This window comes from uncultured Microbacterium sp. (assembly GCF_964244775.1).
Lineage (GTDB): Bacteria > Actinomycetota > Actinomycetes > Actinomycetales > Microbacteriaceae > Microbacterium.
In genome coordinates this window covers 919,711-943,102 of sequence record NZ_CAXTJR010000001.1, presented here as the reverse complement: position 1 = coordinate 943,102, position 23,392 = coordinate 919,711, and the positions used below count along the sequence as shown (strand labels likewise).

Here is a 23,392-nt window from a genome sequence, read left to right as displayed (position 1 = left end):
GGAGGGGCGGGCCGCTGTCGTCGCGATCAGCGCGTGGGGGTGGTGGTCGGCGCTTCCACCGGCGCCTCGGCCTCGACCGGAGCCTCGGCAGCAGCGGGCGCGGCCGGCTCGGCGGTCGCATCGGCGGCCGGCTCGGCGGTGGCTGCCACGGTGGGTGCAGCGGTGGAGCCGAGGACGGATGCCGTGTCGGCGGCGTCGTCCTGATCGTTCCACTCGATGAGCTCGATCGCCTCGACGGCGGGAGTCGGGACGAACGAGCGGGCGACGGCGAGCGCGAGGACGATGAAGAGCCCGAAGAGGCCCGCGGCGAGGAACACGCCGCCCACGATCACCCAGGACTGACCGGCGTAGACCTCGACGCCGGTGGCGGAACCATCGGTCAGGGTCGAGGTCATCGTCGAGATCTTGTCGAGGATGAGCCAGATGCCGACGATCGCGCTGGCGAGGGAGCCCACCAGGAGGATCCAGAACGGGATGCTCCGCAGCAGGGCCGGGCGACGGCCGGCGGTCGTGGCGGGACTAGTGGACATGAGGGAATCTCCTTGGATGTCGGGCACCGCGGGAGCCGCGGCATCCGCAAGCCTGGTCGGTCAGTCCGAGCGCGCTGTGTGCGTCGCCCATGAGTTGGCTATGAGTTTACAATCCGGGCGGGATCGCACTCCCGTTCAACGGACGGCGCGCGCATCCTGACCGTCGTCGGCCGCCAGGATCACGTCGGCGACGGGCACGGGAAGCTTCAGGTGCATCACGACGGTGGTCATCGCCGCGACCAGCATCATCGCGAGGACCATGTGGATGTTGACGAGAACGATCGGCAGCCCCAATCGCGCCTGCCAGAGCCCGACGGCGATCTGGAGGAGTTCGACCGCCAGCAGAAGCCCTACCCAGAGCGTGAGGCGCAGCGCCGGAGGCGTGCGCCATGCGCCCACGAGGAGCACCACGGTCAGGGCGAGCGTCGCATACGCGGGCCAGGAGTGGACGTGCTGCATGAACTCGGGGTTCAATCCGTTGCGCGACGCGGCGCTGTCTCCGGCGTGCGGGCCCGATCCGGTGACGAGGATGCCGACGATCACGGTGATCAGCACGACCGCGCTCGTGACGTGCGCGGTGATCGCATACCACCGGGCCACGCCCCGCACTCGCGGACCCGGCTTCGCGTAGACGCGGCATACGAGCGCCGTCGCGATCGCCACGAGGGGGACGGAGGCGAAGAAGTGGAGGCCGACGACGTAGGGGTTCAGCCGGGTGAGGACGGTGATCCCGCCCAGCACGGCTTGTACCGGGATGTACAGCCCGACCAGGAGCGCCAGCCAGAACAGGTCGCGCCGCGCGCGGCGCATCCGCAGCACCAGCACGAACGTGGCGATCGCGACGATGGCCAGGACGAAGGTGAGCGACCGGTTCGTGAATTCGATGATGCCGTGGATGCCCATCTCGGGCGTCGCGATGAGCGAATCCTCGGTGCACTGCGGCCACGTCGGGCAGCCCAATCCCGAGCCGGTGAGGCGCACGAGTCCACCGGTGTCGACGATCCCGATCTGGACGACGAGGGTCGCCCAGGCGGCGACGATGACGCGGCGGTCGACCGCTGCGGGCAACCACAGCCACAGTCGGCGGCCGATGCCGGGTCGGGAGGATGCTGTCGGTTGCGCGGACATCGCGTCTGTGCCTCCTGGGAATGCCCTCCAGGACGAGGCCGGAGGCGGCTTCGCGACCCCCGGTGGGGGAGCGGAACCTGTAGAATCAAGGGGTTCGGGATGCAGCGCGCGGTGCGCGTTTCGCATCACTGACAGTGTAGGCGCGCAAGACGGCGCCACTTGAGAGGGCCCACCAGCGACGTTCTCCTCACGGTGACTTCACCATGAGTTCAGGAATGTCGGGGCGGATGACACCGTTGCGGCCCAGAGGAGAGTGTGACCATGTCTGAAACGATCGTTTCTGAAGTGCCTGCGTCTGATGTGCTCATCGATCGACCCGAGCTCGCCGGTCTCGGCCAGTACGAGTTCGGGTGGCACGATGACGACGCCGCAGGAGCCATCGCCAAGCGCGGGCTCAGCGAAGCCGTCGTCCGCGGGATCTCGGGGCTGAAATCCGAACCCGAGTGGATGCTGAAGAACCGCCTGAAGGGCCTGCAGCTCTTCGAGCGCAAGCCGATGCCCACCTGGGGTGCCGACCTCAGCGACATCGACTTCGACAACATCAAATACTTCGTGCGCTCCACCGAGAAGCAGGCCCAGTCGTGGGAAGACCTGCCGGAGGAGATCCGCAACACGTACGAGCGGCTCGGCATCCCCGAGGCCGAGCGCCAGCGCCTCGTCGCCGGTGTGGCCGCCCAGTACGAGTCCGAGGTCGTCTACCACCAGATCCGTGAGGATCTCGAGGCCCAGGGCGTCATCTTCATGGACACGGACACGGCACTGCGTGAGCATCCTGAATTCTTCGAAGAGTACTTTGGCACCGTCATCCCGGCCGGCGACAACAAGTTCGCGGCGCTGAACACCGCGGTGTGGTCGGGAGGGTCGTTCGTCTACGTCCCGAAGGGCGTGCACGTCGAGATCCCGCTGCAGGCCTACTTCCGCATCAACACCGAGAACATGGGCCAGTTCGAGCGCACGCTGATCATCGCCGACGAGGGCTCGTACGTGCACTACATCGAGGGCTGCACGGCCCCGATCTACAAGAGCGACTCGCTGCACTCGGCGGTCGTCGAGATCATCGTGAAGAAGAACGCCCGCGTGCGCTACACGACGATTCAGAACTGGTCGAACAACGTCTACAACCTCGTCACCAAGCGCGCGATCGCGCATGAGGGCGCCACCATGGAGTGGATCGACGGCAACATCGGCTCCAAGGTCACGATGAAGTACCCGTCGATCTTCCTCGTGGGCGAGCACGCCAAGGGCGAAACGCTCTCGGTCGCGTTCGCGGGCCCCGGCCAGCACCAGGACGCCGGCGCGAAGATGATCCACATGGCGCCCTACACGCAGTCCTCGATCGTCTCGAAGTCGATCGCCCGTGGCGGCGGTCGTGCCGGGTATCGCGGCGAGGTCCGCGTCGAGGCCAATGCTCATCACTCCGCGAACACCGTGCGGTGCGACGCGCTACTGGTGGACACCAAATCGCGCTCCGACACGTACCCCTCGATCGACATCCGCGTCGACGACGTGCAGCTCGGCCACGAGGCGACGGTCTCGAAGGTCAGCGAGGAACAGCTCTTCTATCTCATGAGCCGAGGAATGCCCGAGGACGAGGCGATGGCCATGATCGTCCGAGGCTTCATCGAGCCGATCGCCCGTGAACTGCCGATGGAGTACGCCATGGAACTGAACAAGCTCATCGAGATGGGAATGGAAGGCAGCGTCGGATAATGATCGCTTTCGCGATGAACGGAATTGTGGGCTGAATGGCGTCGCTCACCCAAGCCCCGGCCACGACACCGTCGGGGGTGACCGTCGCGGGCAGCACCGCCCACAGCGACGGTTCACACAACGACGGTGCCCACACGGACGGCGGCTTCGTTCCCGTACAGACCCGGTCGGAGCGCCCTCGCTCGTACGACCCCGCTGACTTCGGCGCGCCCACCGGGCGCGAGGTGAATTTCACCCACACCCCGGTGGCCCGGCTCGCTCCGCTCTTCGCGGACGCCGGTGCCGATGACGACGCCGCGGCGGATGCTGTAGGCATGGCCCTGAGCGGCGGTCAAGACGTCTTCCAGGGCACCCTCGCGATCGGCCAGAGCCCGCGCGGCGACGTGTTCACCCCCGAGGACGTGATCGCCGCGGCGGCGTGGACGCACACGCCGTCCGCGCTCCACGTGCGCATCCCCGAGTCGGTCGAGCTCACGGCGCCCGTCGAGATCGATGTCACCGCCCCCGCCGCTGTGGCGCACAGCCACATCGTGATCGAAGCCGCACCGAACTCGCGCGGCACCGTGCTGCTGCGTCATCGCGGCGATGCTCTTCTCGCGCAGAACGTCGAGATCATCGTGCGCGACGGCGCCCACCTCACTGTCGTCACGGTGCAGGAGTGGGCGGACGGCGCCGTGCACGCGGCATCCCATCAGGCCCGTGTCGATCGTGACGCGCACCTGCGTCACATCGTCGTCAGCCTCGGTGGCGCCGTTGTCAGGCTCAACCCGTCGATCGAGCTCGCCGGAGCCGGTTCGGATGCCGAGATCTACGGTCTCTCGTTCGCCGACGCCGGGCAGCACCTCGAGAGCCAGGTCTACCTCCACCACAAGGGCGCCCAGACGCGCGGCAACGTGCTCTACAAGAGCGCGCTGCAGGGCGCGGGTGCGCGGACGGTGTGGGTCGGCGATGTGCTGATCGGCCCGGACGCGACCGGCACAGACTCGTACGAGGCCAATCGCAACCTGGTGCTCACCGAGGGCGCGCGCGCGGACTCGATCCCGAACCTCGAGATCGAGACCGGCGACATCCGTGGCGCGGGTCATGCCAGCGCGACCGGCCGTTTCGACGACGAGCAGCTCTTCTACCTGCAGGCGCGCGGGATCCCGGAGGAGGAGGCGCGACGCCTGGTCGTCCGTGGATTCCTCGCCGAGATCGTGCAGAAGCTCGGCATCCCCTCGCTCGAAGAAGAACTGAGCGCCGCCATCGAGGCGGAGCTGACCCCGGCGGCGGCGGCATGAGCGCCACCCGCGCGTGCGCGCTCAGCGAGCTCCAGCAGGACGAAGCCCGTCGCGTCGAGATCGGCGGTGTCGCGATTGCCGTCGTGCTCGACTCGAACGGAGAGGTCCACGCGATCGGCGATGTCTGCACGCACGGCGACGTGTCGTTGTCCGAAGGGTTCGTCGACGACGACACGCTGGAATGCTGGGCACACGGCTCGGCGTTCTCGCTGCGCACCGGCCAGCCACTCAACCTCCCCGCGTACGAACCGGTCCCGGTCTACGCGGTCACCATCGACGGCGATGACGTCCTCATCGACCCCGCCGTCCTCAAAGAGCTCTGAAGAAGGAAGCCCGAATGCCAGTCCTTGAAATCCGCGACCTCTTCGTGACGGTCGAGACGGATGCCGGAACCACGCCCATCCTCAACGGCCTGTCGCTCACGATCCGCACGGGTGAGACCCACGCGATCATGGGACCGAACGGGTCGGGCAAGTCGACCCTCGCGTACACGATCGCCGGTCACCCCAAATACCAGGTTCAGAGCGGCACGATCACGCTGGACGGTGCAGACGTCCTGGCGATGACGGTCGACGAGCGCGCGCGCGCCGGACTGTTCCTGGCGATGCAGTACCCGGTCGAAATCCCCGGTGTGACGGTGACGAACTTCCTGCGCACGGCCAAGACCGCGATCGACGGTGAGGCGCCCTCGATCCGGACCTGGACCAAAGACGTCAAGCAGTCGATGAAGAACCTCCGGATGGACCCGAAGTTCGCCCAGCGCAACGTCAACGAAGGCTTCTCGGGCGGTGAGAAGAAGCGCCACGAGATCCTTCAGCTCGAGCTCCTGCATCCGTCGATCGCGGTGCTCGACGAGACCGACTCCGGTCTCGACGTCGACGCGCTGAAGATCGTCTCGGAAGGTGTCAATCGCGCCAAGGAGCAGACCAACCTCGGTGTGCTGCTGATCACGCACTACACGCGCATCCTCCGCTACATCCACCCCGACTTCGTGCACGTGATGGTGGCCGGACGGATCGTCGAGGAGGGCGGACCCGAGCTCGCCGAACGCCTCGAGAACGAGGGGTACGACCGTTTCCTCGAGCCCGTCGTCGACCCCGAGCCCGCTGTCGGCGCGGACGCGTAGGATCGTTACATGACCGCAACGCTCGCACCCGACAAGTTCGACGAGGTCACCGAAGCGCTCAAAGACGTGATGGATCCGGAGTTGGGGATCAACGTCGTCGACCTGGGCCTGATCTACGACCTCGCGTGGGACGACGAGAACGACGCCCTCGTGATCCACATGACGCTCACCAGCGCCGGCTGCCCGCTCACGGACGTGCTCGAGGAGCAGACCGCCCAGGCACTGGACAACGTCGTCGACCGATTCCGCATCAACTGGGTGTGGATGCCGCCGTGGGGCCCCGAACGGATCACCGACGACGGTCGCGACATGATGCGGGCGCTCGGCTTCGCGATCTGACGGCACCCCCGACCCCGCCCGCTGACGACGCCGTGTGACGGCTGGCGCGAACGGCGGCGCCCTCCGCGGATAGCCTGAAAAGGTGAGTGCTACCCCGCTGCAGGCCCTGCCGATCGACGAGCTCCGCCAGCGTTCGAGCACGAAGTGGCGGAAGTATCCCGCCGACGTCATCCCGATGTTCGTCGCCGAGACCGACTACGGCCTCGCTCCGGCGATCACCCGGGTGCTCGCCCGTGCGGTCGAGCTCGGCGACACGGGCTACACGCCCCCGGATCCGGGCATCCGTGACGCGTTCGTCGGTTTCGCGCAGCGCCGCCTCGCGTGGACCATCGAGCCGGAGCACGTGTTCTGGACCGGTGACGTGATGATGGGCATCGTCGAGATCCTGCGCCTCGTGATCGCTCCGGGCGACCGGGTCGTCGTCACCACGCCCGTCTACCCCCCGTTCTTCGACACGGTGGAAGAGGCGGGGGGAATCGTCGAGCGCGTACCGCTGGTGCGCACCGACGCGGGTTTCCACCTCGACCTCGATGGCATCGAGGCTGCTCTGGCCGCTGGGGCGCGCGCCGTCCTGCTCTGCAACCCGCACAATCCGACGGGCACCGTGCACCCCCGCGCGACCCTCGCAGCACTCGCCGACATCGCCGAGCGTGCCGGAGCCACCGTCATCAGTGACGAGATCCACGGGCCGCTCGCCTACGACCCCGCCGCCTTCACCCCGTTCCTGGCCGCGTCGGCAGCGGCAGCACGGATCGGCTACGCCGTGACGAGTGCGAGCAAGACCTTCAACCTCGCCGGCCTCAAGTGCGCGGTGATGGTCGCGGGCGCTGATCCCCAGGCAGCGGTGCTGCGGACCCTGCCATGGGAGGTCGAGTGGCGGACGGGTCTGTTCGGAGCGATGGCGAACGTCGCGGCTTTCTCGCCGGAGAGCGATGAGTGGCACGACGGTCTGATGGCGGCGCTGGCGGACAACCGGGCGCTGCTGACCGCACTCGTCGCCGAGCATCTCCCGCGGGCCCGCTTCCTGCCGCCGGATGCCGGATTCCTGGCGTGGGTGGATGTGTCGGCGTACGGATGGGGCGATAACCCCGCTCCCACGATCCGACGCGACGCGAGAGTCGCCCTGCACCACGGGCCTCTGTTCGGCGCGGAGGGTACCGGTCACGTCCGGATCAACTTCGCCTGCGATCCCGACGTGCTGCGCGAAGCGCTCGCACGTGTCGGTGGCCTCGCAGCTCGGGCCTGACCGTCAAAGCATCACCGAATTGAAGTTCTGGTGTAGGTGAGGCTAACCTAATACGCATGTCCTCCACCGAGATCGACGCCCGGCCCGCATATCGCCCCTATCGCGCCTCGGTCTCTCGAGTCCACCGACTCACGCCCCACTTCATCCGCGTGACGTTCCAGGACGACGAGTTCACGCATTTCGGCACTGCGGGACTGGACCAGCGGATCAAGGTCGTGCTGCCTCACCCGAACGGCGAGTACGCCGACTTCGGTCAGCACGACGCGGCGGGGGACTGGTACGACCGCTGGCGTGCGCTGCCGGAGCCCGATCGCAACGCGTTCCGCACGTACACGGTGCGGCGGATCGATCCGGATGCGCGCGAGCTCGACATCGACTTCGTCGTGCACCATGGGGCCGGACCCGCGGGCGAATGGGCCGAATTCGCCGCGCCCGGTCAGGAGCTGATCATCGTCGGCCCTGATCAGCGGAGCCCGCATTCCGCGACCGGACTGGATTGGCATCCGGGCAACGCCACGCGCGTGCTGCTCGCCGGCGACGAGACGGCGGCGCCCGCCATCGGCTCGATCCTCGAGGCGCTCGATGACTCGCACGATGTGGATGCCTTCATCGAGGTGGCCTGCGCAGAGGACTTCGTGCCCCTCGCGTGCCACGGCGGTTTCCGGGTGCACTGGATCGCTCGCAACGAGCGCGCCCACGGGTCGTCGCTCATCGAGGCGGTCGGCGCGTGGACGGAGCGATCCACCGACGTCCTCGCCCGCGCCGCGGCGCCGCGGCGGCAGGAGCTCGACGACATCGACGTCGATCGCGAGCTGCTCTGGGACAGCCCGCAAGACGCCGAGGGCGAGTTCTACGCCTGGATCGCCGGTGAGGCGGCGACGGTCAAGCAGCTGCGCCGGATGCTGGTCACCGACCGGGGCGTCGACCGCAGGCGTGTCGCCTTCATGGGGTACTGGCGGCTCGGTCAGTCCGAACGCACCGAATGACCGCCACCGTCAGAACCCGCCGGGCAGGGCTCGTGCTGGCGGGGACGATCGTGCTCTTCGTCGTCGCGGTCGTGCTGAGCCTCGGGGTCGGTGCGCGTCCGATCGCGCCCACGACCGTCCTGGACGCGCTGCTCTCCCCCGACCGCTCCAACCCCGATCACACCGTGGTGCTCACCCAGCGCATCCCGCGCACGGTGATCGCGATCGTGGCGGGGGCAGCGCTCGCCGTCGCCGGCACGGTGATGCAGGGACTCACGCGCAATCCGCTCGCCGATCCCGGCCTGCTCGGCGTCAACGCCGGAGCCTCCATCGCCGTACTGGCGGCGATCACGCTTCTGGACATCACGACCCCGTCGGGTTTTGTGTGGTTCGCCTTCGGTGGCGCCGCGGTCGCGGCCGTCGTCGTCGCGGCGATCGGCGGACGCGGGCCTGACGGCGGCAATCCGGCCAGGCTCGCCCTCACCGGCGCCGCCGTGACGGCGGGCCTGGGGGCGGTGACGATGCTGATCCTGACGACCAATACCGTCGCGCTGGACGTCTACCGCTACTGGTCGGTCGGGGGTCTGACCGCACGAGGGCTCGACGCGGTGGCGCTCGTCATGATCCCGATCCTCATCGGGGTCGTGCTCTCGCTCACCTCGGCGCGAGGCCTCGATCTCATCGCGCTCGGCGAGGACACCGCATCAGGCCTCGGGCACAACGTCAACCGCACGCGGGGTGTCGGCATCCTCGCCACCGTGCTGCTCTGCGGCGGTGCCACGGCGATCGCCGGTCCGATCGTCTTCCTCGGGCTGCTCGTGCCGCATGCGCTGCGTGCCGTCGTCGGCGACGAGTACGGGCGCCTGCTCGTGATCGGCGTCCCGGCGGGTGCGAGCGTGCTGCTGCTGGCCGACGTGGTGGGCCGCGTGATCGCCCTGCCGGGTGAGGTGCAGGCGGGCATCGTCGTCGCCTTCATCGGCGCCCCCGTGCTGATCGCACTCGTCCTGCGTCGCAGGCAGGTGACCCTGTGAGCGCTGCCACCCTGGAACACGTCACCGAGACCGCGGGCGTCGTGGATGCTGTCCGCCGCGCCGTCCGGCGGCGCACGATCCTCGTCGTCTCGCTCGTGCTGGTGGTCGTGGTGGTGGTCACCGCCGTCGCCCTCTCGATCGGCGACTACATGCTCTCGCCCGACGCACTCTGGCGGACGCTCTGGGGCGGCGGGGCGCGGATCGAGTCGTACGTGCTCTTCCAGGTGCGCGCACCGCGGGTCGCCATGGCGCTGGTCGCCGGCGGCGCACTCGGACTCGCCGGCGCCCTGCTGCAGTCGCTGCTCGGCAATCCCCTCGCCAGCCCCGACCTCCTCGGCATCTCGGGCGGCAGCGGCCTCGTCGCCGTGTTCGCGCTGCTGGTCATCGGCACGACCGGACCGCTGCTCGCGATCGGAGCCTTCGCGGGCGGCATCGCCGTCGCGGGCCTGCTTCTGCTGGCCGGGCGTGCGCAGCTCGATGGGGGATACCGGCTGATCCTCGCCGGCATCGGCGTGTCATTCCTCTGCGCCGCCGCCATCGACTTCCTCCTGGTGCGCGCCAAGGTCGAGCAGGCCCAGACCGCGCTGCTCTGGTTGACGGGAAGCCTGTCGTCCACGCCCTGGTGGCAGGTCGTGACGGTCGCGGCGGTCTTCCTCGCGAGCATCCCGGCGATCGCCGTCTCTGCGCGGTGGCTCCCGATCGTCCAGCTCGGTCCGTCCACGGCCAGCGCGCTGGGCGTACGGCCGGGAGTCGTCCGGGTGACCACCGTGATCGTGGCCGTGCTCCTGACATCGGTCACGTGCGCGTTCCTCGGGCCGATCTCGTTCATCGCGCTCTGCGCGCCGGCGATCGCCCGGCCGCTTCTCGGGCACGGCGCCATCGGCGTCGGCACCAGCGCCCTGGTGGGAAGCGCCCTGCTCGCGTCCGCAGACCTGATCGCCCAGTTCGGCATCCCCGGTCTGCAGGTGCCGGTCGGCGTCGTGACCGGGGCGCTCGGCGCCGTCTTCCTGCTCTGGCTGCTCGCCACCTCGAAAGGACGCCACCTGTGACTGCCGCGCACGCTGAAGATGCCACGGATGCTCCGCGCCTCGTTGCGCGCGGCCTCGACGCCGGCTATCCCGGCCGACGGGTGATCGAGGGTCTGGATCTGGAGATCGCCCCCAGCCGGATCACCATGATCATCGGCGCCAACGCCTGCGGTAAATCCACGCTGCTCGGCGTGCTCGCGCGCCTGCGGCCCCCGCTCGCGGGCAGCCTGGAGCTGGACGGCGTCGACGTCGCCACCATCCCGCGGCTCCGCTTCGCACGCACGGTCGGGCTGCTGCCGCAGCATCCGATCGCTCCCGCCGGCCTCAGCGTCGCCGAACTGGTCTCCCGCGGCCGACACCCGCACCGCGGCGTCTTCCAGCGGTGGAGCGCGGCGGATTCGGCCCGCGTCGACGACGCCATGGCTCGCACGGGGGTCGCCGCACTCGCTGACCGGCCGGTCGGCGACCTGTCGGGCGGACAGCGCCAGCGGGTGTGGATCGCAATGGCGCTCGCGCAGAACCCGCAGATCCTGCTGCTGGACGAGCCGACGACCTTCCTCGACCTGAGCCATCAGCTCGAGGTGCTCGACCTCCTGCGCGAACTCAATCGCACGCAGGGAACGACGATCGTCGTCGTGCTGCACGAGTTGAACCTCGCCGCCCGCTACGCCGACGACCTCATCGTGATGTCGGAGGGGCGGATCGTCGCGCACGGCGAGCCGTCCGCCGTCCTGACCCGCGAGGTCGTGTCGACGGCGTTCGCGCTCGACGCGCTCGTGATCCCCGATCCGCTCACCTGGACACCGCTCGTCATCCCGGTGCCCGGAGGCGCGCACGCCGCCGCCGACGAGCGCTGAGCGCTGAACCCCGAGTGCTGAGCATCCTCAACCCGAACCTCCACCGAGAACACAGCCCACCACCGAAAGGCACGACTCATGATCCGATCACGAACCAGGCTGACCTTCGCCATGGCCGCGGCCGCCGCGACCGCCGCGGCCGCGCTCGCACTCGCCGGCTGCGCCGGCACCGCCTCCACCGCGCCGACATCGAGCTCGGCGGCCGTCGCACAGACCGGATTCCCCGTCACGATCGACTCCGCGCTCGGATCGACCACGATCGAGGCGGCACCCACCCGCATCGCGACGTGGGGGTGGGGCGCCACGGACGCGGTCCTCGCCCTCGGGATCGTGCCGGTCGCGATCCCCGCGGACGACTACTCCGGCGGCGACGACAGGATGCCGCCGTGGATCTCGGATGCCGTCGAGCAGATCGGCGGCGACGCGCCCACGATCCTCGACTCGTCGGCCGAAGAGATCTCGGTCGAAGAACTGCTCGCCACCGACCCCGACGTGCTGCTCGCGCCGTATTCCGGGCTGACGCAGAAGGAGTTCGACGCCGTGACGGCGGCCGGCGTGCCGGTGATCGCCTATCCCGAGGCGGCATGGGCCACGCCGTGGCGCGATGTCATCACGATCACGGGCGAGGCGCTGGGGCTGAAGGATGAGGCCGCCGAGCTCCTCACCGGTCTCGACGCACTCGTCAGCGATGCGGCTGACGCTCACCCCGAGTTCGCGGGGACATCGATCGCGTACATCGATGACGACGTCGACACGTTCTACCTTTACCTGCCGGCGGATGCCCGCGTCGAGATCCTCCAGGACCTGGGATTCGTGAGCCCCGCGAGCGTCACGGCACTCGACAACGCCGAGTCGACCTTCTACACGACAGTGAGCTACGAGAATCTCGACAAGATCGACGCGCAGGTGATCTTCACGCAGGCCGAGGAGCAGAGCGCACTCGACGAGTTCCTGAGTTCAGACCGGGGGCAGCTGATTCCCGCCGTGAAGAAGGGCGCTGTCGCCGCGATGGTCGGTGCAGAGAACGCCAGCGCGGTGTCGCCGACGGCGCTCACCCTCCCGTGGCTGCTGCCGACGATGACCGACAAGCTCGCCGCGGCGGTCGCGACCGCCAAGGGCTGAGAGCCCGAACACGATGGATGCCTCGGCCGGCCTGGCCGGGGCATCCGCCATTCGTGCTCTGCAGGCGCAGGGAAGGGTCGGGGCGCGTCCCGACTTATACTGGGGGGCTGGCATTTCGCCGCCCCTTGTCCCCGACTCCAAGAAACGGACGTCTGCTGTGCTCGCCGTGCACGACCTCGAGATCCGCGTGGGAGCCCGCGTCCTCATGTCGGACGTCTCGTTCCGCGTATCGCCCGGCGACAAGGTCGGGCTCGTGGGCCGCAACGGCGCAGGCAAGACCACGCTCACGAAGGTCCTCGCGGGCGACCTGCTTCCGGCGGACGGCCGCGTCGATCGATCGGGCGCGCTCGGGTACCTGCCGCAGGATCCGCGCTCGGGCGATCCGGCGATGCTCGCCCGCACCCGCATCCTCGACGCCCGCGGGCTCGGCACCCTGGCGATCGAGATGCACGAGGCCGCCCTCGCCATGGGCGATGACGACCAGGCGGTCGCCGCGAAGGCGATGAAGCGGTACGGCCAGCTCACCGAGCGGTTCGAAGCGTTGGGCGGCTACACCGCCGAGGCCGAGGCCGCGACGATCTCGCACAACCTGTCGCTTCCGGACCGCCTGCTCGACCAGCCGCTCAGCACCCTCTCGGGTGGTCAGCGCCGACGCATCGAGCTGGCCCGCATCCTGTTCTCGGATGCCGACTCGATGATCCTCGACGAGCCGACCAACCACCTCGACGCCGACAGCGTCGTCTGGCTGCGCGAGTTCCTCAAGAACTACCGCGGCGGGCTCATCGTGATCAGCCACGATGTCGAGCTCGTCGGCGAGACGGTCAACCGGGTCTTCTACCTGGATGCGAACCGCCAGGTCATCGACGTCTACAACATGAACTGGAAGAACTACCTCCGCCAGCGCGTCGCCGACGAGGAGCGTCGCAAGAAGGAACGCGTCAACGTCGAGAAGAAGGCGACCGCGCTGCAGCTGCAGGCAGCCCGCTTCGGGGCCAAGGCCTCGAAGGCCGCTGCGGCCCACCAGATGGTCGCGCGCGCGGAGAAGATGCTGTCGGGCCTCGATGACGTGCGTCAGGAAGACCGTGTCGCCAAGCTCCGCTTCCCCAAACCCGCCGCGTGCGGCAAGACGCCGCTCATGGCGACTGGGCTGTCGAAGTCGTATGGATCGCTCGAGATCTTCACCGACGTCGACCTCGCGATCGACCGCGGGTCGAAAGTCGTCGTGCTCGGCTTCAACGGCGCGGGCAAGACGACATTGCTGCGGATCCTCGCCGGCGTCGATCAGCCCGACACCGGCGAGCTCGAACCCGGTCACGGGCTCAAGATCGGCTACTACGCGCAGGAGCACGAGAACCTCGACGTCAACCGGTCGGTGCTGGAGAACATGATGTCGGCCGCGCCGGACATCAACGCCACCGAAGCGCGCAAAGTGCTCGGATCGTTCTTGTTCACCGGTGACGACGTGCTCAAGCCGGCCGGCGTGCTCTCCGGCGGCGAGAAGACGCGCCTGTCGCTCGCGACCCTGGTCGTGTCGTCGGCGAACATGCTGCTGCTGGACGAGCCCACCAACAACCTCGACCCCGCGTCGCGCGAAGAGATCCTCGACGCTCTCTCGCACTACGAAGGCGCCGTCGTGCTCGTCTCGCACGATGAGGGGGCGGTCATGGCACTCAACCCCGAGCGCGTCCTCATCCTCCCCGACGGGGTGGAAGACATCTGGAACCGCGACTATCAAGAACTGATCACGCTCGCGTGATCATCGGTTGCTGAGTAGGCGCGCCAGCGCCGTATCGAAGCATCACGCTCGCGTGATCTTCGGTTGCTGAGTAGCCACCGCTATTGATCAGCGTGTGCTGTCCAGCAGCGCGTCCTCGTCTTCCGCGTCGCGGTCGCGCCGGCGCTTGACCGGTGCCCGGGTCGGCGGCTCGACGCCTGCTGCGACGGCGGCGCGGTCTTCTGCATCCTCGCGTCGCGCGCGACGTTCGCTGCGGATGACGTACCAGATGAAGACGAAGCCCATGATGGCGAACAGGATCCACTGGATCGCGTACGACAAGTAGGGTCCCGGATCGGCCGACGGTGCATCGACTGCCTGCGGTCGCGTCGGAGGCGCAGGGCTCTCCGAGACCATCAGCCCATACGCGGACTGCTCCAGCGCTGCCGCCGAGGTGGGATCGAGCAGCTCCGCCACGAACGCGAGGTTGATCGTCGGCACCTGGCCGTCGGGCGCGGATCGCCCGGAGGCGGGGAGCGCCTCGCCGGGTCGCAGCCGCACGATCACGGTCACATCCCCGGCGGGGGCCGCGGGAATCACATCCGGATCGGGTTGATGGTTGCCGGGAGGCACCCACCCGCGGTCGACGAGCAGCACGCGCCCGTCATCCGCCTGGAAGGGCACCAGCACCTCGAACGCAGCCGTGCCGCTGTGCGGGCGGTTGCGGGCGAGCAGCTGCTCGTCGCTCAGATACCGGCCGGTCAGGACGACGGGAAGCCACTCGTCCAGAGGGTTGAGCGTCGCGCCGGACGGGATCGCCGTGTCGAGCGAGACCGGCTCACGGTCGTAGTTGGCCGCGATCAGCGTGAGCTGCTCGGAGCGCTCGGCGTTGCGCGAGAACTGCCAGTTCGACAGGAACGCGCACGCGATCGCGAAGACGATCGCCACGGCGACGTAGATCGTCCAGCGCACCGCGGCAGGCGCGGTCGCTCGGCTCACGGGCCGCCTCCGACGAGGGCGAGGTCGCTCACTTCGACCGGGAAGTCCCGCGCGGCCAGGAACGCCCGCAGGTACTCGACATGCTCATCGCACGCCACCCAGGTCTTGCTGCGGTCACCGGTGTGGATACGGGGATTGCGCCACGTGATCCGCCGCACGGCGGGCTCGCGGCATCCCGCTCTCGAACACTCCGCTATCGAAGAAAGCGGAGCGGCGTCCTGTGGGCTCATACGCTCGGTCCGGCGGGCGGGGCGTCGGGCTTGCCAGCCGAGTCGATGGGGCGGCTCTCGTGGATCAGGATCACGGGAGGGGCGGATGCCTCGGCCTCGCGGGCCGGGGGAGCGCTGGGCATCTGCGGCAGCCCTCGCTCCGGCCGCTCGGCTTCGACCTCGTGCACGTCATCGCCCACGTTGGCGAACACGACGGCGACGTAGGGAAGGAAGATCGCCGCGGCGCCGAAGATCCACGTGTACCAGCCGTACGGGGTGACCAGCACCATGAGCACGAAGCACACGATGCGGATGCCCATCATCACGAGGTAGCGAGTGTAGCGACGGCTCGCTTCGTCGCGCGGCGCCCGCGGAAGGGACGTCGCCGACTGCGCATTCGCCTGACTCTTCACGATGATCACAGACTACGCCGCGTGCAGGCCTATCGAGCCCGCTGCGGCCGGATGATCGGACTCAGATGGTGCTGTAACGCGTGCCCTGTGAGGCCGCGAAGGCGATGAACGCGAAGAACACGATCACCCCGATGATGAACAGCCCCAACCCGACGTAGCCGACGATCACCCCGGCCAGCGCCATCCCGCGACCGTTCTCGCCATTAGTGGAGAGCTGGCGGAGCGAGATGTGGCCCATGATCACTCCGGCCAGCGAGCCGACGAAGGGCAGGATCCAGATGAACCCGATGATCGACGCGATCATCGAGATCACCGCGAGCACGTTGGTCTTCGGCGCTGCGGGGTACGCGGCAGCCGCGCCGTACGGGGCTTGCGCATACTGCTGCGGGTAGGCGGGCTGGCCGTAGGCGGGCTGAGCGGGAGCGCCGTAGGGGGCGGGCTGAGCAGGAGCGCCGTACGGGGCGGGCGGCGGGTACGCGGCGGGCGGCGGGTAGGCGCTCGGCTGTGCGGGCGCGCCGTAGGCGGGTGGCGTCGGCGCGGCCGGGATGTCGGAGTTCTGGCCGGGGGAGTTGTCGCTCACGTTGCGCCTTTCGTCGAGGGTGCAGGTCTTCAGCGTCCCAGCGAGGCCGCCCGGGTGTCAAACCTGCACGCCGCTAGGCTGGTGCGGATCATCCGCCGAGCTCCAGGAGTGCCACATGCCCAGCGATCGCGTCGTCCTCGTCACCGGAGGAAACCGCGGCATCGGCCGCGCCATCGCCGCGCGCTTCGTCGCGGAGGGGTACCGGGTCGCGGTGACCGCTCGCTCGGGGGAGGGCCCGGAGGGCACGCTGACCGTGCGCGCGGACGTGACGGATGCTGCGGCCCTGGATGCCGCGTTCACCGAGGTGGAACAGCAACTGGGCCCGGTCGAGATCGTCGTCGCGAACGCGGGCATCACCCGCGACACCCTCCTGCTGAGGATGTCGGAGGACGACTTCGACAGCGTGATCGCCACCAACCTCGGTGGAACCTTCCGCGTGGTCAAGCGCGCCTCCAAGGGCATGCTCCGCGCCCGCTGGGGCCGGGTGATCCTCATCTCGAGCGTCGTGGGCCTGTACGGCGGGGCGGGCCAGGTCAACTATTCGGCGTCCAAGAGCGCGCTCGTCGGCTTCGCCCGTTCGCTGACCCGCGAGCTGGGCTCGCGCGGGATCACCGCCAACGTCGTGGCTCCCGGTTTCATCGAGACCGATCTGACCGCCGTTCTGCCCGAGGCGACCCAGGCCGAGTACAAGAAGAACATCCCGGCGGGGCGATTCGCCACGACCGACGAGGTCGCCGGCGTCGTCACGTGGCTTGCCTCGGACGACGCGTCGTACATCTCGGGAGCAGTCATCCCGGTGGACGGCGGGCTCGGGATGGGTCACTGATCGCCGCGCGCGCCCTGCGCACCGAGGTCAGGGCAGGAGCGGGATCACCTCGCGCAGGTCGACGGGGCCGATCACCAGGTCGGCGCGCCTGCGCACCGCGGGCTTGGCGTTGAACGCGAGTCCGAGACCGGCCGCCGCCAGCATCGGCAGGTCGTTGGCGCCGTCGCCGATCGCGATCGTCCGACCGATCGGCACGCCGAGCTCGGCGGCCCACTGACCCAGCGCTGCGGCTTTGGCCCCGGCATCCACGATGTCGCCGTCGACGACGCCGGTCAGCGTGCCGGCCGCTGCGGCGAGGCGATTCGCGCGCCAGCGGTCGACCCCGAGCTGTGGTGCGACAGTATCCAGGATCTCGTGGAAGCCGCCGGAGACGACGCCCACCACCCCGCCGCGCTCATGGACTGCACGGATGAGCTCACGCACGCCGGGGGTGGGCTCGATGCGCGCGAGCACGCGCGCGAACGAGGTCACCGGTACGCCCGCCAGCGCCCGCACCCGTGACCTCAGGCTCTCGGCGAAGTCGACCTCACCGCGCATGGCGGCCTCGGTCGCCGCCGCGACTTCGGGCCCGCGTCCCGCTTCGTCGGCGATGAGTTCGATGACTTCGTTGCGGATGAGGGTCGAATCCGCGTCGAGGACGACGAGCAGACGTGTGGGGGCGACAGGCACCCTCACACGTTAGCGGTGCGCTCGAACGCGTCGAGCCGCGGCGTCAGTCGACGCGCGTGCCTTTGCCCACCACCGTGATGCCGGTCTCGGTGACGGTGAAGCCGCGGGCAAGATCGTGCCCGCGGTCGACTCCCACCGTCGCCCCGTCGCCGAGGACCACGTTCTTATCGAGGATGGCTCGATGGATGCGGGCGCCCTGCCCGACCCGGACGTGGTCGAAGATGACGGAGTCGGTGATCGTCGAGCCCCCGGCGGCGAGCGCCCACGGGCCGATCACGCTGCGCTCGAGGTGGGTGCCGGAGAGCACCGATCCGAGCGAGACGATCGAGTCGATCGAGTTGCCGATGCGGCCGACCGAGTCGCGCACGAACTTCGCCGGAGGCGAGTTCACCGTCTGCGAGTGGATCGGCCAGTCCATGTTGTACAGATTGAAGATCGGCAGCGTCGAGATGAGGTCCATGTGCGCGTCGAAGAACGACTCGATCGTGCCCACGTCGCGCCAGTACGACCGGTCGCGATCAGTGGAGCCCGGCACGTCGTTGCGCTTCATGTCGTACACGCCGGCCTCGCCGCGACCGACGAAGTAGGGCACGATGTCGCCGCCCATGTCGTGGTTGGAGGTGGGCAGCTCGCCGTCGGATTCGACCGCCTCGATCAGGGCGTCGGTGTCGAAGATGTAGTTGCCCATCGAGGCGAGGACCTCGTCAGGGGAGTCGGCGAGTCCGGTCGGGTTCTGCGGCTTCTCCAGGAACTGGTTGATCTTCGCCGGGTCTTTCGGGTCGACGTCGATGACGCCGAACTGGTTGGCCATTCCGATGGGCTGGCGGATGCCGGCGACCGTCGCCCGCGCGCCGGATTGGATGTGCGCGTCGAGCATCTGCCGGAAGTCCATCCGGTAGACGTGGTCTGCGCCGATGACGATGACGATGTCGGGCTTCTCGTCGTTGATCAGGTTGAGGCTCTGCAGGATGGCGTCGGCCGACCCCGAGAACCAGCGCTTGCCGAGCCGTTGCTGCGCCGGAACCGACGCGACATAGGAGTCCAGCAGCGGCGACATGCGCCACGTCTGGGAGATGTGCCTGTCGAGGCTGTGCGACTTGTACTGCGTCAGCACGACGAGCTGTCTCAGCCCCGAGTTGATGAGATTGGAGATCGCGAAATCGATCAGACGGTACTGGCCTCCGAACGGAACGGCGGGCTTGGCACGGTCTGCGGTGAGGGGCATGAGACGTTTCCCCTCACCTCCGGCGAGGATGATTCCGAACACCTTGGGCGCTGCTGGCATGGCACCACACTAGGCCGCGCCTGGGCCGGGGACTAGCGTATTGACATGCGAGTCGACATCATCACCAAGGAGTATCCGCCCGAGATCTACGGCGGCGCGGGCGTGCATGTCGCGGAACTCGTGAAGGCGCTGCGCGAGCGTCTCGACGTGCAGGTGCGGGCCTTCGGCGCACCGCGCGACGAGCCGGGGACGACCTCCTATGCGGCTCCTGTGGAGCTGTCCGGGGCGAACGGGGCGCTGCAGACGCTGGGCACCGACCTCGAGATCGTGACGGATGTCGCGGGGGCCGACGTGGTGCACAGCCACACCTGGTACGCGAACTTCGCGGGCCATCTGTCGTCGCTCCTGCACGGCATCCCGCATATCGTCACCGCCCACAGTCTGGAGCCGCTGCGCCCGTGGAAGGCGGAGCAGCTCGGCGGCGGCTACGCGGTGTCGAGTTACATCGAGAAAACGGCATACGAGGGTGCGGCCGCCATCGTCGCGGTGAGCGAGGGGATGCGGCAGGACATCCTGCGCAGCTACCCTGCGCTTGATCCGGCCGATGTGCGGGTGATCTACAACGGCATCGACGTGGAGGCGTGGCATCCCGTCGACGACGCGGCGGTGCTCGCGGAGCACGGGATCGACCCGGCGCGACCCTCGGTCGTGTTCGTCGGCCGCATCACCCGGCAGAAGGGGCTGCCGTACCTGCTGCGCGCCGTGGCCGAGCTTCCGGCCGACGTGCAGGTCATCCTCTGCGCCGGCGCCCCCGATACGCCGCAGATCCTCGCCGAGGTCGAGGGGCTCGTCCGCGACCTGCAGACCACACGCGATGGCGTCGTGTGGATCGACAAGCTGCTGCCGCGGCACGAACTGTGCGCCATCCTGTCGTCGGCCACGACTTTCGTCTGCCCGTCCGTCTACGAGCCGCTCGGGATCGTCAACCTCGAGGCGATGGCGTGCGGCGCCGCCGTGGTGGGAACGGCGACCGGCGGCATCCCCGAGGTCGTGGTGGACGGTGTGACCGGGCGTCTCGTCCCGATCGAGCAGGTGCAGGACGGTACCGGGACCCCCGTCGACCCCGAGCGCTTCGTCGCCGATCTCGCGCGCGTGCTGACGGAGGTCGTCACCGACCCCGAGCTCGCCCGCGCGTACGGCGAGGCGGGTCGCGCCAGGGCGGCTGCCGATTTCAGCTGGGGCGCGATCGCCGATGCCACGGCCGCGCTGTACGCCGAGGTGGCCGGTCGCGGCCGATAGGCTGGGCATATGCCGCAGGTGCTCGAATTCTCCGACGTCGTCGTCCGCCGAAGCACCCGGAATATCGTCGATCATCTCGACTGGACGGTGCAAGACGATCAGCGCTGGGTGATTCTCGGACCCAATGGGGCGGGCAAGACCACCCTGCTGCAGCTGGCCGACACGCTGATGCATCCCACGTCCGGCCGCGTCACGATCCTCGGCGAGGTGCTCGGTCGCAGCGACGTGTTCGAGCTGCGTCCGCGCATCGGCTTCGCATCGTCCGCGATGGCCAAGCGGATTCCCGCGGACGAGACGGTTCTGAACGTCGTGCTCACGGCAGCCTTCTCGGTGCTCGGGCGATGGAACGAGGATTACGAGGACATCGATGAACGCCGCGCGCTGCGCGTGCTCGCCGAATGGAAGCTCGATCACCTGGCCGACCGCACGTTCGGCACCCTGTCGGACGGCGAGCAGAAGCGGGTGCAGATCGCGCGTGCGATCATGACCGACCCCGAGCTGCTCCTCCTCGATGAACCGACTGCGAGTCTCGACCTCGGCGCACGCGAGGAACTGCTGGTGCTGCTGGCGGGGTACGCGCAGGCGCCGTCCACCCCCGCGATGGTGATGGTCACCCATCACGTCGAAGAGATCCCCGTCGGTTTCACCCACGTGATGCTGCTGCGCGACGGCGCGGCGGTCTCATCCGGCCGGATCGCCGACGCACTCACCTCCGAGACGCTGACACACGCGTTCGGGCTGCCGATCGAGCTCACCGAACACGAGGGCAGGTACGCCGCCATCGCGCGCGCGTGAGCCGATTCCGCATCGTGCGGCAAGCCTGATAGAATCGTCCCTTGGTGCATTCGCACCGCAGACTTTCGCCCTGGCACAATCCAGAGCACCACTCCTAGAGGATCACCATGAAGACTGACATCCACCCCGACTACCAGGCAGTCGTGTTCCGCGACCTCGGCTCGGGCGAGACCTTCCTGACCCGTTCGACGGTCACCAGCAGCAAGACGATCGAGCTCGACGGGGTCGAGTACCCGGTCATCGACGTCGAGATCTCGTCCGCGTCGCACCCGTTCTACACGGGCAAGCAGCGCATCATGGACTCGGCCGGCCGCGTGGAGAAGTTCAACCAGCGCTTCAAGGGCTTCGGCGGCGGCTCGAGCAACTAGCTCACCCTGCTTCGACAGAAACGCCCCGCTTCGGCGGGGCGTTTCTTCGTGTTGCAGCCGTCGCTCAATTCATTATCGCGTTAATTCATGACGGCATGTATCGTCATCGTCATGTATATGCCGACCGCGACCGTGACCCATACCGCCGCTCTCGCTCGATTCGGCCACGCGCTCTCCGACTCGACTCGAGTAGGCGTGCTGCTCGCGTTGCGCGACGCGCCGGCGTACCCCTCAGATCTCGCCGATGCGCTCGGCGTCTCACGGCAGGTCATGTCGAATCAGCTGGCCTGCCTCCGCGGATGCGGTCTGGTCGAAGCGGTCGCCGAGGGGCGCCGCAGCTCTTATCGCCTCGCTGACTCCCACCTCACGCCCGCGCTCAACGAGTTGCTCCAGGTCGTCCTGTCCGTCGAGCCCGACTGCTGCGCCGGAGAGAACTGCCGGTGCGCATGACCGCGAGTGCTGACGCCCGCGCCGATCGCAGGCTGGTGCTGCAGCGCCGGATCCGTGGGATCGTCGCCGCCACGATCGGCTACAACCTGGTCGAGGCGGTCGTCGCGATCATCGCCGGCACCACCGCATCCTCCACCGCCCTGATCGCCTTCGGATTGGATTCGACCATCGAAGTCGTCTCCGCGGCCGCCGTCGCGTGGCAATTCACCCGACGCGACCCGCAACGCTGGGAGAAGCCGACCCTGCGCGTGATCGCCATCGCCTTCTTCGCCCTCGCCGCGTACGTCATCACCACGTCGCTCGGCGCGCTGTTCGCCCGGGTCGAGGCCGAGCACAGCCCGCTCGGCATCATGATCACCGCCCTCAGCGTTATCGTCATGCCGTTCCTCTCGCTCGCGGAACGCCGTGCGGGACGCGAGCTCGGATCGGCGACCGCCGTCGCGGACTCCGCGCAGACCCTGATCTGCACCTATCTCTCCGCCGCCGTCCTCGCAGGACTCATCCTCAACACGGTCTGGGGATGGTGGTGGGCCGATGCGATTGCGGGGCTCGTCACCGCAGGCTTCGCCATCCGAGAAGGGATCGAAGCCTGGCGCGGCGATGCCTGCGCCACCTCCGTCGGCATGCTTCTCGACGACGACGTCGAACACGCCCACTGATCTAAGAGCGGGATGGACGGGGACGTAGCCTCATCGCACGGGCCACCCGCCGTCGAGACGCTCGTCGGGATCGAGCCGGCCGATCCGGATGAAGTATTCGGTCAGGCTCGCCGCCTGCGCTCGGGCCCAGGCGATCTGCCGCGTGTGCAGCTCTTCGACCCGAGGAGGCAGGAGCCCCGCGAACCGCTCGGCCAGCGTCTGGGCGATGCGTCCGGCAGCGACCGCGTCAGCGGAGGCTTCGTGCGCGTCGTCCAGCCGGACGGCATAGTGCTCCGCGACGGCGGAGAGGGTGCGCTTGCCCCGGCGGTAGCGGTCGTAGGTCTTGTCGATGATCAGCGGATCGATCACGGGCGAGGGGTCGCGGAGCGGCGACACCCCGTAGCGCTCCGCCTCGTGGTGCAGGAGCGAGAAGTCGTAGGCGGCGTTGTAGGCGACGACGGGGATGCCGGCACCGAGCAGCGAGCGGAGCACCTCGACGATCTGCTCGACGACATCGCCCGCGGGCGAGCCGACCGCGCGTGCGTGCGCGGTCGTGACACCGTGAATCTCGGCCGCCGAGTCGGGGATGTCGATGCCCGGGTCGGCGATCCAATCGCGGGCGAGGATGACCGAGCCACCCGCATCCAGCAGACCGACGTGGGCGGTGACTATCCGATCCGATGAGACGTCGACGCCGGTCGTCTCGAGGTCGAACACGCCGATCACCCGGGTCCAGGAGGGCGCACCGGTGACGCCGCCGACCGCAGGAGAGAGAGGGGAGTTCGCGTCCATGCTGATCACGGTATGCACCGCTTCCGACATCGCGCCGACTCTAGGATCGTTGC

27 protein-coding genes are annotated in these 23,392 nt (G+C 68.6%); 18 read left to right on the top strand and 9 right to left on the bottom strand.

All coding sequences use genetic code 11. From position 1 onward, the window contains the following. Positions 1-26: 26 nt before the first annotated feature. Both ACFE6Z_RS04565 and ACFE6Z_RS04560 read right to left on the bottom strand, forming a co-directional pair. On the bottom strand, positions 27-530 hold the full coding sequence (locus ACFE6Z_RS04565) for a hypothetical protein (RefSeq protein ID WP_375384480.1): 504 nt from the start codon (positions 528-530) through the stop codon (positions 27-29). Positions 531-665: 135 nt separating this feature from the next. After that, positions 666-1,658 carry a heme A synthase gene (locus ACFE6Z_RS04560; RefSeq protein ID WP_375384479.1) on the bottom strand — a complete coding sequence of 331 codons (993 nt, stop codon included), beginning with the start codon at positions 1,656-1,658 and terminating at the stop codon, positions 666-668. A 261-nt stretch (positions 1,659-1,919) separates the two neighbouring features. Between ACFE6Z_RS04560 and sufB the strand changes: the two genes are divergently transcribed. The 12 genes from sufB (at position 1,920) to ACFE6Z_RS04500 (ending at position 14,118) form a co-directional block, all read left to right on the top strand. Beyond that, entirely contained in the window at positions 1,920-3,368 is a 1,449-nt protein-coding gene (gene sufB / locus ACFE6Z_RS04555) for a Fe-S cluster assembly protein SufB (protein ID WP_375384478.1), read from the top strand. Between the two features lie 35 nt (positions 3,369-3,403). After that, a complete protein-coding gene (gene sufD / locus ACFE6Z_RS04550) occupies positions 3,404-4,648 on the top strand; it encodes a Fe-S cluster assembly protein SufD (RefSeq protein ID WP_375384477.1) in 1,245 nt (414 codons plus the stop codon). Then, positions 4,645-4,971, top strand: coding sequence for a non-heme iron oxygenase ferredoxin subunit (locus ACFE6Z_RS04545; RefSeq protein ID WP_375384476.1), 327 nt, complete (start codon positions 4,645-4,647; stop codon positions 4,969-4,971). Before sufD ends, ACFE6Z_RS04545 begins: the two co-directional genes overlap by 4 nt. A 14-nt stretch (positions 4,972-4,985) precedes the next feature. After that, positions 4,986-5,774 carry a Fe-S cluster assembly ATPase SufC gene (sufC, locus tag ACFE6Z_RS04540; RefSeq protein WP_375384475.1) on the top strand — a complete coding sequence of 263 codons (789 nt, stop codon included), beginning with the start codon at positions 4,986-4,988 and terminating at the stop codon, positions 5,772-5,774. 9 nt (positions 5,775-5,783) lie between these two features. Then, positions 5,784-6,113, top strand: a complete 330-nt coding sequence (locus tag ACFE6Z_RS04535; RefSeq protein ID WP_375384474.1) for a metal-sulfur cluster assembly factor — start codon at positions 5,784-5,786, stop codon at positions 6,111-6,113. A gap of 82 nt (positions 6,114-6,195) precedes the next feature. Then, entirely contained in the window at positions 6,196-7,359 is a 1,164-nt protein-coding gene (locus tag ACFE6Z_RS04530) for a MalY/PatB family protein (RefSeq protein ID WP_375384473.1), read from the top strand. 56 nt (positions 7,360-7,415) lie between these two features. After that, positions 7,416-8,345 (top strand): siderophore-interacting protein, encoded by a 930-nt coding sequence (locus ACFE6Z_RS04525; RefSeq protein ID WP_375384472.1) that lies wholly within the window; start codon positions 7,416-7,418, stop codon positions 8,343-8,345. Further along, entirely contained in the window at positions 8,342-9,355 is a 1,014-nt protein-coding gene (locus ACFE6Z_RS04520; protein WP_375384471.1) for a FecCD family ABC transporter permease, read from the top strand. The genes ACFE6Z_RS04525 and ACFE6Z_RS04520 overlap by 4 nt, the downstream gene beginning before the upstream one ends. Further along, entirely contained in the window at positions 9,352-10,404 is a 1,053-nt protein-coding gene (locus ACFE6Z_RS04515) for a FecCD family ABC transporter permease (protein ID WP_375384470.1), read from the top strand. The genes ACFE6Z_RS04520 and ACFE6Z_RS04515 overlap by 4 nt, the downstream gene beginning before the upstream one ends. After that, positions 10,401-11,240 carry an ABC transporter ATP-binding protein gene (locus ACFE6Z_RS04510; protein WP_375384469.1) on the top strand — a complete coding sequence of 280 codons (840 nt, stop codon included), beginning with the start codon at positions 10,401-10,403 and terminating at the stop codon, positions 11,238-11,240. The genes ACFE6Z_RS04515 and ACFE6Z_RS04510 overlap by 4 nt, the downstream gene beginning before the upstream one ends. Before the next feature lie 78 nt (positions 11,241-11,318). Then, positions 11,319-12,362 carry an ABC transporter substrate-binding protein gene (locus tag ACFE6Z_RS04505; RefSeq protein ID WP_375384468.1) on the top strand — a complete coding sequence of 348 codons (1,044 nt, stop codon included), beginning with the start codon at positions 11,319-11,321 and terminating at the stop codon, positions 12,360-12,362. A gap of 157 nt (positions 12,363-12,519) precedes the next feature. Beyond that, the gene (locus ACFE6Z_RS04500) at positions 12,520-14,118 is read left to right on the top strand and encodes an ABC-F family ATP-binding cassette domain-containing protein (RefSeq protein ID WP_375384467.1); all 1,599 of its coding nucleotides are present in this window, start codon (positions 12,520-12,522) and stop codon (positions 14,116-14,118) included. A gap of 87 nt (positions 14,119-14,205) precedes the next feature. Here ACFE6Z_RS04500 and ACFE6Z_RS04495 read toward each other — a convergent pair whose 3' ends face one another. The 4 genes from ACFE6Z_RS04495 to ACFE6Z_RS04480 form a co-directional block, all read right to left on the bottom strand. Continuing rightward, positions 14,206-15,075 carry an SURF1 family protein gene (locus ACFE6Z_RS04495; RefSeq protein WP_375384466.1) on the bottom strand — a complete coding sequence of 290 codons (870 nt, stop codon included), beginning with the start codon at positions 15,073-15,075 and terminating at the stop codon, positions 14,206-14,208. After that, positions 15,072-15,233 (bottom strand): hypothetical protein, encoded by a 162-nt coding sequence (locus ACFE6Z_RS04490; protein WP_375384465.1) that lies wholly within the window; start codon positions 15,231-15,233, stop codon positions 15,072-15,074. Before ACFE6Z_RS04490 ends, ACFE6Z_RS04495 begins: the two co-directional genes overlap by 4 nt. A 68-nt stretch (positions 15,234-15,301) precedes the next feature. Then, a complete protein-coding gene (locus ACFE6Z_RS04485) occupies positions 15,302-15,697 on the bottom strand; it encodes a DUF3099 domain-containing protein (RefSeq protein ID WP_375384464.1) in 396 nt (131 codons plus the stop codon). Between the two features lie 61 nt (positions 15,698-15,758). Next, positions 15,759-16,277, bottom strand: a complete 519-nt coding sequence (locus ACFE6Z_RS04480; RefSeq protein ID WP_375384463.1) for a DUF4190 domain-containing protein — start codon at positions 16,275-16,277, stop codon at positions 15,759-15,761. Positions 16,278-16,392: 115 nt separating this feature from the next. On the opposite strand from ACFE6Z_RS04480, the gene ACFE6Z_RS04475 reads away from it, so the two are divergent. Continuing rightward, complete coding sequence (locus ACFE6Z_RS04475; RefSeq protein WP_375384462.1) at positions 16,393-17,103, top strand: beta-ketoacyl-ACP reductase; 711 nt, start codon at positions 16,393-16,395, stop codon at positions 17,101-17,103. A gap of 27 nt (positions 17,104-17,130) precedes the next feature. Here ACFE6Z_RS04475 and serB read toward each other — a convergent pair whose 3' ends face one another. After that, complete coding sequence (gene serB, locus ACFE6Z_RS04470) at positions 17,131-17,772, bottom strand: phosphoserine phosphatase SerB (RefSeq protein ID WP_375384461.1); 642 nt, start codon at positions 17,770-17,772, stop codon at positions 17,131-17,133. Between the two features lie 43 nt (positions 17,773-17,815). Then, positions 17,816-19,057, bottom strand: coding sequence for a glucose-1-phosphate adenylyltransferase (gene glgC / locus ACFE6Z_RS04465; protein WP_375384460.1), 1,242 nt, complete (start codon positions 19,055-19,057; stop codon positions 17,816-17,818). Positions 19,058-19,102: 45 nt separating this feature from the next. Between glgC and glgA the strand changes: the two genes are divergently transcribed. The 5 genes from glgA (at position 19,103) to ACFE6Z_RS04440 (ending at position 22,568) form a co-directional block, all read left to right on the top strand. Then, positions 19,103-20,296: a glycogen synthase gene (gene glgA / locus ACFE6Z_RS04460; protein WP_375384459.1), complete on the top strand. Its 1,194-nt coding sequence runs from the start codon at positions 19,103-19,105 to the stop codon at positions 20,294-20,296. Positions 20,297-20,305: 9 nt separating this feature from the next. Then, positions 20,306-21,091: an ABC transporter ATP-binding protein gene (locus tag ACFE6Z_RS04455; protein ID WP_375384458.1), complete on the top strand. Its 786-nt coding sequence runs from the start codon at positions 20,306-20,308 to the stop codon at positions 21,089-21,091. 107 nt (positions 21,092-21,198) lie between these two features. Then, the gene (locus ACFE6Z_RS04450) at positions 21,199-21,459 is read left to right on the top strand and encodes a type B 50S ribosomal protein L31 (protein ID WP_375384457.1); all 261 of its coding nucleotides are present in this window, start codon (positions 21,199-21,201) and stop codon (positions 21,457-21,459) included. A gap of 87 nt (positions 21,460-21,546) precedes the next feature. Beyond that, positions 21,547-21,909, top strand: a complete 363-nt coding sequence (locus ACFE6Z_RS04445) for an ArsR/SmtB family transcription factor (RefSeq protein WP_375384456.1) — start codon at positions 21,547-21,549, stop codon at positions 21,907-21,909. Continuing rightward, positions 21,906-22,568, top strand: coding sequence for a cation transporter (locus tag ACFE6Z_RS04440; RefSeq protein ID WP_375384455.1), 663 nt, complete (start codon positions 21,906-21,908; stop codon positions 22,566-22,568). The genes ACFE6Z_RS04445 and ACFE6Z_RS04440 overlap by 4 nt, the downstream gene beginning before the upstream one ends. 30 nt (positions 22,569-22,598) lie before the next feature. On the opposite strand, the gene ACFE6Z_RS04435 is transcribed toward ACFE6Z_RS04440, so the two are convergent. Continuing rightward, complete coding sequence (locus ACFE6Z_RS04435; protein ID WP_375384454.1) at positions 22,599-23,369, bottom strand: 3'-5' exonuclease; 771 nt, start codon at positions 23,367-23,369, stop codon at positions 22,599-22,601. Positions 23,370-23,392 lie beyond the last annotated feature (23 nt).